This window comes from Rhodoferax sp. (assembly GCF_039922535.1).
In the GTDB taxonomy this organism is placed as follows: Bacteria; Pseudomonadota; Gammaproteobacteria; order Burkholderiales; family Burkholderiaceae_C; genus Rhodoferax_B.
Genome location: NZ_JBDTEM010000444.1, coordinates 1 through 5,206, shown reverse-complemented (window position 1 = coordinate 5,206; position 5,206 = coordinate 1). Strand labels below are relative to the sequence as shown.

Genomic DNA, 5,206 nt, shown 5'->3' with positions numbered 1-5,206 from the left:
CGAAACGCCTGCTGGATGCACAGAAACATTCCGGTGAAGTTGACATTCACCACGCTCTGCCACTGGGCCAAAGTCAGGTCTTCGAGCAAAACGGGAGGTGTACCCGTGCCCGCGTTGTTGAACAGCAAATCGACCCGCCCAAAGGCGGCCACTGCCGTCTCGAACAAGGCTTGCACGGCGGCGGGGTCGGTCACGTCGGTCGGCACGGCCAAAGCCCGCTCGGCCGCGCCGGACTCAGCGCACACGGCCTGCAAAGCGTCCGCCCGGCGGCCCGCCAGCGCAACCCGGTAGCCATCGGCCAGCAGCGCCAGAGCCACTGCGCGGCCAATGCCACTGCCTGCACCGGTAACGACGGCGACTTTGGGGTGGTTTTCCATGGCTGGGCTTTCTTTAGCGGCGGGTGCGGGTTTTCTTCTTGGCCGCGCCGTTCTTGGCGGGGGCCTTGCCGGTTGCCTTACTGGTCGTATGGGCGGCGGCACTGGCCTGGATCGGCCCGCGCTCGGCATGGTCGCGGTCACGGGGGGCACCCGCTCCGCCCTTGCGACCCGAGCGCTTGGGCGCTGGTGCCTCGTTTCCAGACCGGTTACCGCCTTCGCGCTGCACGCCTTTGTCTTTCATGGCGCGGTTGAGCAGCTCTTCGCCTTCGCGTATCAGGCGGAAGTCGATCTTGCGGCCATCCAAGTCCACGCGACTCACCTGCACCTGCACGCGGGTGCCGATGGCGTAGCGGATGCCGGTGCGCTCGCCGCGCAGCTCCTGGCGGGCTTCGTCGAACTTGAAGTACTCGCCACCCAACTCGGTGATGTGTACCAGGCCTTCGACGTACATCGCATCTAAGGTAACGAAGATGCCGAAGCCGGTGGCAGCGGTGACCGTGCCCCCAAATTCCTCGCCCAGGTGCTCACGCATGTATTTGCACTTCAGCCAGGCTTCCACGTCACGGCTGGCTTCATCGGCACGGCGCTCGTTGGCACTGCAGTGCAAGCCCGCCGCCTGCCAGGCCAGCGTTTCGGGGCTGACCTTTTTGATCTTCATGTCGGGCTCGCCGACCTTGCCTTGCAGCTTGGAGGCCGCGCCTTTGCTCAGGCGTTTGGCCAGCTTGGCATGCGCCTCGCCGGGGGTCGGCAAGGTAGGCAACTGGTATTTGCGGTGCGCCAGGATGGCCTTGATGACGCGGTGCACCAGCAGATCGGGGTAGCGCCGGATTGGGCTGGTGAAGTGCGTGTAGGCATCAAATGCCAGGCCGAAATGCCCGCCGTTCATGGGCGTGTAGATCGCCTGCTGCATGGAACGCAACAGCATGGAGTGGATTTGCTGCGCGTCAGGCCGGTCTTTGGTGGCGTTGGCAATGGCCTGGAATTCGCCAGGCTTGGGGTCGTCGCTGATCGACATGCCCACACCGGTGGCTTTCAGGTAGTTGCGCAGAATCTCGATTTTTTCGGGCGTCGGGCCTTCGTGCACGCGGAACAGGCCGGGGTGCTTGCCCTGGGCGATGAAGTCGGCGCTGCAGACGTTGGCGGCCAGCATGGCCTCTTCGATGAGCTTGTGGGCTTCGTTGCGGGTGCGGGGCACGATCTTTTCGATGCGGCCACCTTCATCGCAGACGATTTGGGTCTCAACGGTTTCAAAGTCCACCGCGCCGCGCACCTTGCGGGCCACCAGCAGGGCCTGGTACACGTCGTGCAGGTTCAGCAGGTCGGTGACGCGGTCTTTGCGGCGCACGGCTTCAGGGCCCCGGGTGTTGGCCAAAATCGCCGCCACTTCGGTGTAGGTGAAGCGCGCGTGACTGAACATGACGGCCGGATAGAACTGGTAAGCGTGCACATCGCCCTTGGCCGTGACCAGCATGTCACAGACCATGCACAGGCGTTCCACATCGGGGTTCAGCGAGCACAGGCCGTTGGACAACTTCTCGGGCAGCATGGGGATGACGCGGCGCGGAAAGTACACGCTGGTGGCGCGGTCGTAGGCATCCACGTCGATGGCCGAGCCGGTTTCTACATAATTGCTCACGTCGGCAATCGCCACCAGCAAGCGCCAGCCTTTGCTACGGCCGACCTTGGCGGGTTCGCAGTAGACGGCATCGTCAAAGTCACGGGCATCTTCGCCGTCGATGGTGACCAGAGGCACGTCGGTCAGATCGACACGGTTCTTTTTGTCCTGGGGCCGCACTTTGTCTGGCAGGGTGCGGGCCAGGGCGATACAGGCATCGGAAAAGATATGCGGCACGTCGTACTTGCGCACCGCGATTTCGATTTCCATGCCGGGGTCGTCCACCTCGCCCAGCACCTCTTTGACGCGGCCCACGGGTTGGCCAAACAGCGCGGGCGGCTCGGTCAGCTCGACCACCACCACCTGCCCGGCCTTGGCGCTGCCAATACCGGCTTTGGGAATCAAGACATCCTGGCCGTAGCGCTTGTCTTCCGGGGCCACGATCCAGATGCCGCTTTCTTGCAGCAAGCGGCCAATGATGGGCTGGGCCGGACGCTCCACAATTTCCACCACACGGCCTTCGGGCCGACCTTTGCGGTCGCTGCGCACGATATTGACCTTGACCCGGTCTTTGTGCAGCACAGCACGCATTTCGTTAGAAGGGAGGTAAATGTCGGACTCGCCATCGTCGCGCAGTACAAACCCGTGTCCATCGCGGTGACCCTGGATGGTGCCTTCGATCTCGTCCAGCAGGCCGCTGGTGTGGCTGGTCGTTTTGATAAGTATTCTCTCTTTACAGACTGGAATGCCTAAAGGGTATCAGAGCTGTAGCGTAGCTCAGAAAAATGGTTGATTTCACAAGCCTTCGGCCCACGGTTCAAAACTGTCGTTTTTCCCATGTTATACTTTAACTCGTGGGCCCAGATGGCGAAATTGGTAGACGCACTGTGTTCAGGTCGCAGCGCTGCAAGGCGTGCTGGTTCGAGTCCGGTTCTGGGCACCACACCTTATCTTGAAAAAACCGCTAATACCTAGCGGTTTTTTTCTGGTTATTTTTCTGCATGCAAATGGTGCAGGCCGTGAGAGTTTCGTGGGCCCAGATGGCGAAATTGGTAGACGCACTGTGTTCAGGTCGCAGCGCCGCAAGGCGTGCTGGTTCGAGTCCAGTTCTGGGCACCAAACCTTACAAAGAAAAAGCCGCTAACGTGTTAGCGGCTTTTTTTTGCCCTTTTTTTGGCTTGCCCGATGTGCATCAGGCAAGCCGGGCACAAGCTAGATCGGCAACGCCACCAAATCGTGGCCTTGCGTACCCACGATGCGGGCCTTGGTGAACTCACCCACCTTCAAAGTCTTGCTGATTTTCTCGGGCGGCAGCAAGCGCACGATGCCGTCGATCTCGGGCGCGTCTGCGTAGCTGCGGCCAATGCCGCCTTTTTTGCCCATGCCAGGCGCGGAATCCACCAGCACTTGCATGGTCGCACCGACACGTTTGAGCAATTTGGCGGCAGACACTTCTTCGGCCACCGCCATGAAGCGGGCACGGCGCTCTTCGCGCAGCTCGAAGGGCAACATGCCAGGGATGTCGTTGGCGGCCGCACCGTCCACCGGACTGTATGCAAAGCAGCCCGCGCGGTCGATTTCGGCTTCGCGCATGAAATCCAGCAAATGCGCGAATTCTTCTTCAGTTTCGCCCGGAAACCCGGCGATGAAGGTGCTGCGGATGACCAGCGACGGGCAGGCTTCGCGCCAGCGCTGGATACGCTCCAGGTTTTTCTCGCCGCTGGCCGGGCGCTTCATGCGCTTGAGCACATCGGGGTGGCTGTGCTGCAAAGGCACGTCCAGATACGGCAGTACACGGCCCGTGGCCATCAACGGAATGATCTCGTCCACGCTGGGGTACGGGTACACGTAGTGCAGGCGCACCCAGGCACCGTAGGGCTCGGCGATGTCGGCCAGCGTTTGCACCAACTCCAGCATGCGGGTTTTGACGGGCTTGCCGTCCCAGAAGCCCGTGCGGTATTTCACGTCCACGCCATAGGCAGACGTATCCTGGCTGATGACCAGCAACTCTTTCACGCCGCCTTCAAACAAGGCCTTGGCATCGCTGAGTACGTCGCCAATATTGCGCGACACCAGGTCGCCGCGCATCGACGGGATGATGCAAAAGGTGCAACGGTGGTTGCAGCCTTCGCTGATCTTCAAATACGCGTAGTGCCGCGGCGTGAGCTTGATGCCCGCCGTGCCAAAAGCGTTGGGCACCAGGTCCAGAAAAGGGTCGTGCGGCTTGGGCAGGTTGGCGTGGACAGCATCCATCACCTCTTGGGTGGCGTGCGGGCCGGTGACAGCCAGCACGCTGGGGTGCATTTGCCGCACCAGGTTGCCGCCAGCATCGCCCGCCTTGGCTCCTAGGCAGCCGGTGACGATGACGCGGCCATTGGTGGCCAGCGCTTCGCCGATAGTGTCCAGGCTTTCCTTGACGGCATCGTCGATAAAGCCGCAGGTGTTGACGATCACCAGGTCGGCACCTTCAAAGGTTTTGGAAGTTTGGTAGCCTTCGGCGCTGAGCTGGGTCAGGATCAGTTCGGAGTCGGTCAAGGCCTTGGGGCAGCCCAGGCTGACGAACCCGACTTTGGGTATTTTGGTAGGGGAAATTGCTTCGATCATCCCCGTATTGTCGCCGCCCTCGGGAAATTCAGGGTTTCAAGCCGAAGCTACCCAGCATTTGGGCCGTTTGCTTTTGCATTTGCTCCTGCATTTGCACAAAGACATTTTTAGATTGCTCGACATAGCTGCCCATCATCCCCTGCATGGCAGGCGACTGCAATTTCAGCATTTGCGCCCAGGCCTCGGGGGTCATGCCCTTGGCCTGTTCACCCATGGTGGACTGCAGATCGACAAAGGTTTGCACGTTTTTCTCCAGGTACGGGCCCAGAAAACTTTGCATGGTGTTGCCGTAGAAGCGGATCATGTTGGCCAGGGCCTGCTCGGTAAACATGGGCGCGCCACCGGCCTCTTCTTCCAGAATGATTTGCAGCAGGATGGCGCGGGTCAGGTCATCGCCGGTCTTGGCATCAATCACCTGCACAGGCGCGCGTTCCATGACCAGCTTTTTGACCTCGGCCAGGGTGATGTAGGTCGAAGTATCGGTGTCGTAGAGGCGACGGTTCGGGTACTTCTTGATGACGCGGTGGGCGGTCGGCGCGCTGTTCGGAGAATGGCTGGGCACTGCTGTCTTTCGTGGTGTGGCAGCACTTTACTGCACTGCAACATATTT

General features: G+C 60.9%; 4 protein-coding genes and 2 tRNA genes. 2 read left to right on the top strand and 4 right to left on the bottom strand.

The window, feature by feature from the left end; translation table 11 throughout:
- The coding region (locus tag ABI213_RS21145; protein ID WP_348028541.1) for an SDR family NAD(P)-dependent oxidoreductase at positions 1-377 on the bottom strand (377 nt) is incomplete at its 3' end.
- A gap of 13 nt (positions 378-390) precedes the next feature.
- Positions 391-2,718: a ribonuclease R gene (gene rnr / locus ABI213_RS21140; protein WP_348007722.1), complete on the bottom strand. Its 2,328-nt coding sequence runs from the start codon at positions 2,716-2,718 to the stop codon at positions 391-393.
- 132 nt (positions 2,719-2,850) lie between these two features.
- Between rnr and ABI213_RS21135 the strand changes: the two genes are divergently transcribed.
- Together ABI213_RS21135 and ABI213_RS21130 are read left to right on the top strand one after the other, a co-directional pair.
- Positions 2,851-2,935 (top strand) — tRNA-Leu (locus ABI213_RS21135).
- A gap of 91 nt (positions 2,936-3,026) precedes the next feature.
- Positions 3,027-3,111: transfer RNA gene (locus ABI213_RS21130), tRNA-Leu, on the top strand.
- A gap of 93 nt (positions 3,112-3,204) precedes the next feature.
- Here the strand turns inward: ABI213_RS21130 and rimO are convergent.
- Together rimO and phaR are read right to left on the bottom strand one after the other, a co-directional pair.
- Complete coding sequence (gene rimO / locus ABI213_RS21125; protein ID WP_348007705.1) at positions 3,205-4,596, bottom strand: 30S ribosomal protein S12 methylthiotransferase RimO; 1,392 nt, start codon at positions 4,594-4,596, stop codon at positions 3,205-3,207.
- A gap of 28 nt (positions 4,597-4,624) precedes the next feature.
- The gene (phaR, locus tag ABI213_RS21120; protein ID WP_348007704.1) at positions 4,625-5,158 is read right to left on the bottom strand and encodes a polyhydroxyalkanoate synthesis repressor PhaR; all 534 of its coding nucleotides are present in this window, start codon (positions 5,156-5,158) and stop codon (positions 4,625-4,627) included.
- Positions 5,159-5,206: the final 48 nt, after the last annotated feature.

Excerpts from the sequence above, each read along its gene's own strand:
- rimO (WP_348007705.1), bottom strand. The coding sequence starts at position 4,596 with ATGATCGAAGCAATTTCCCCTACCAAAATACCCAAAGTCGGGTTCGTC.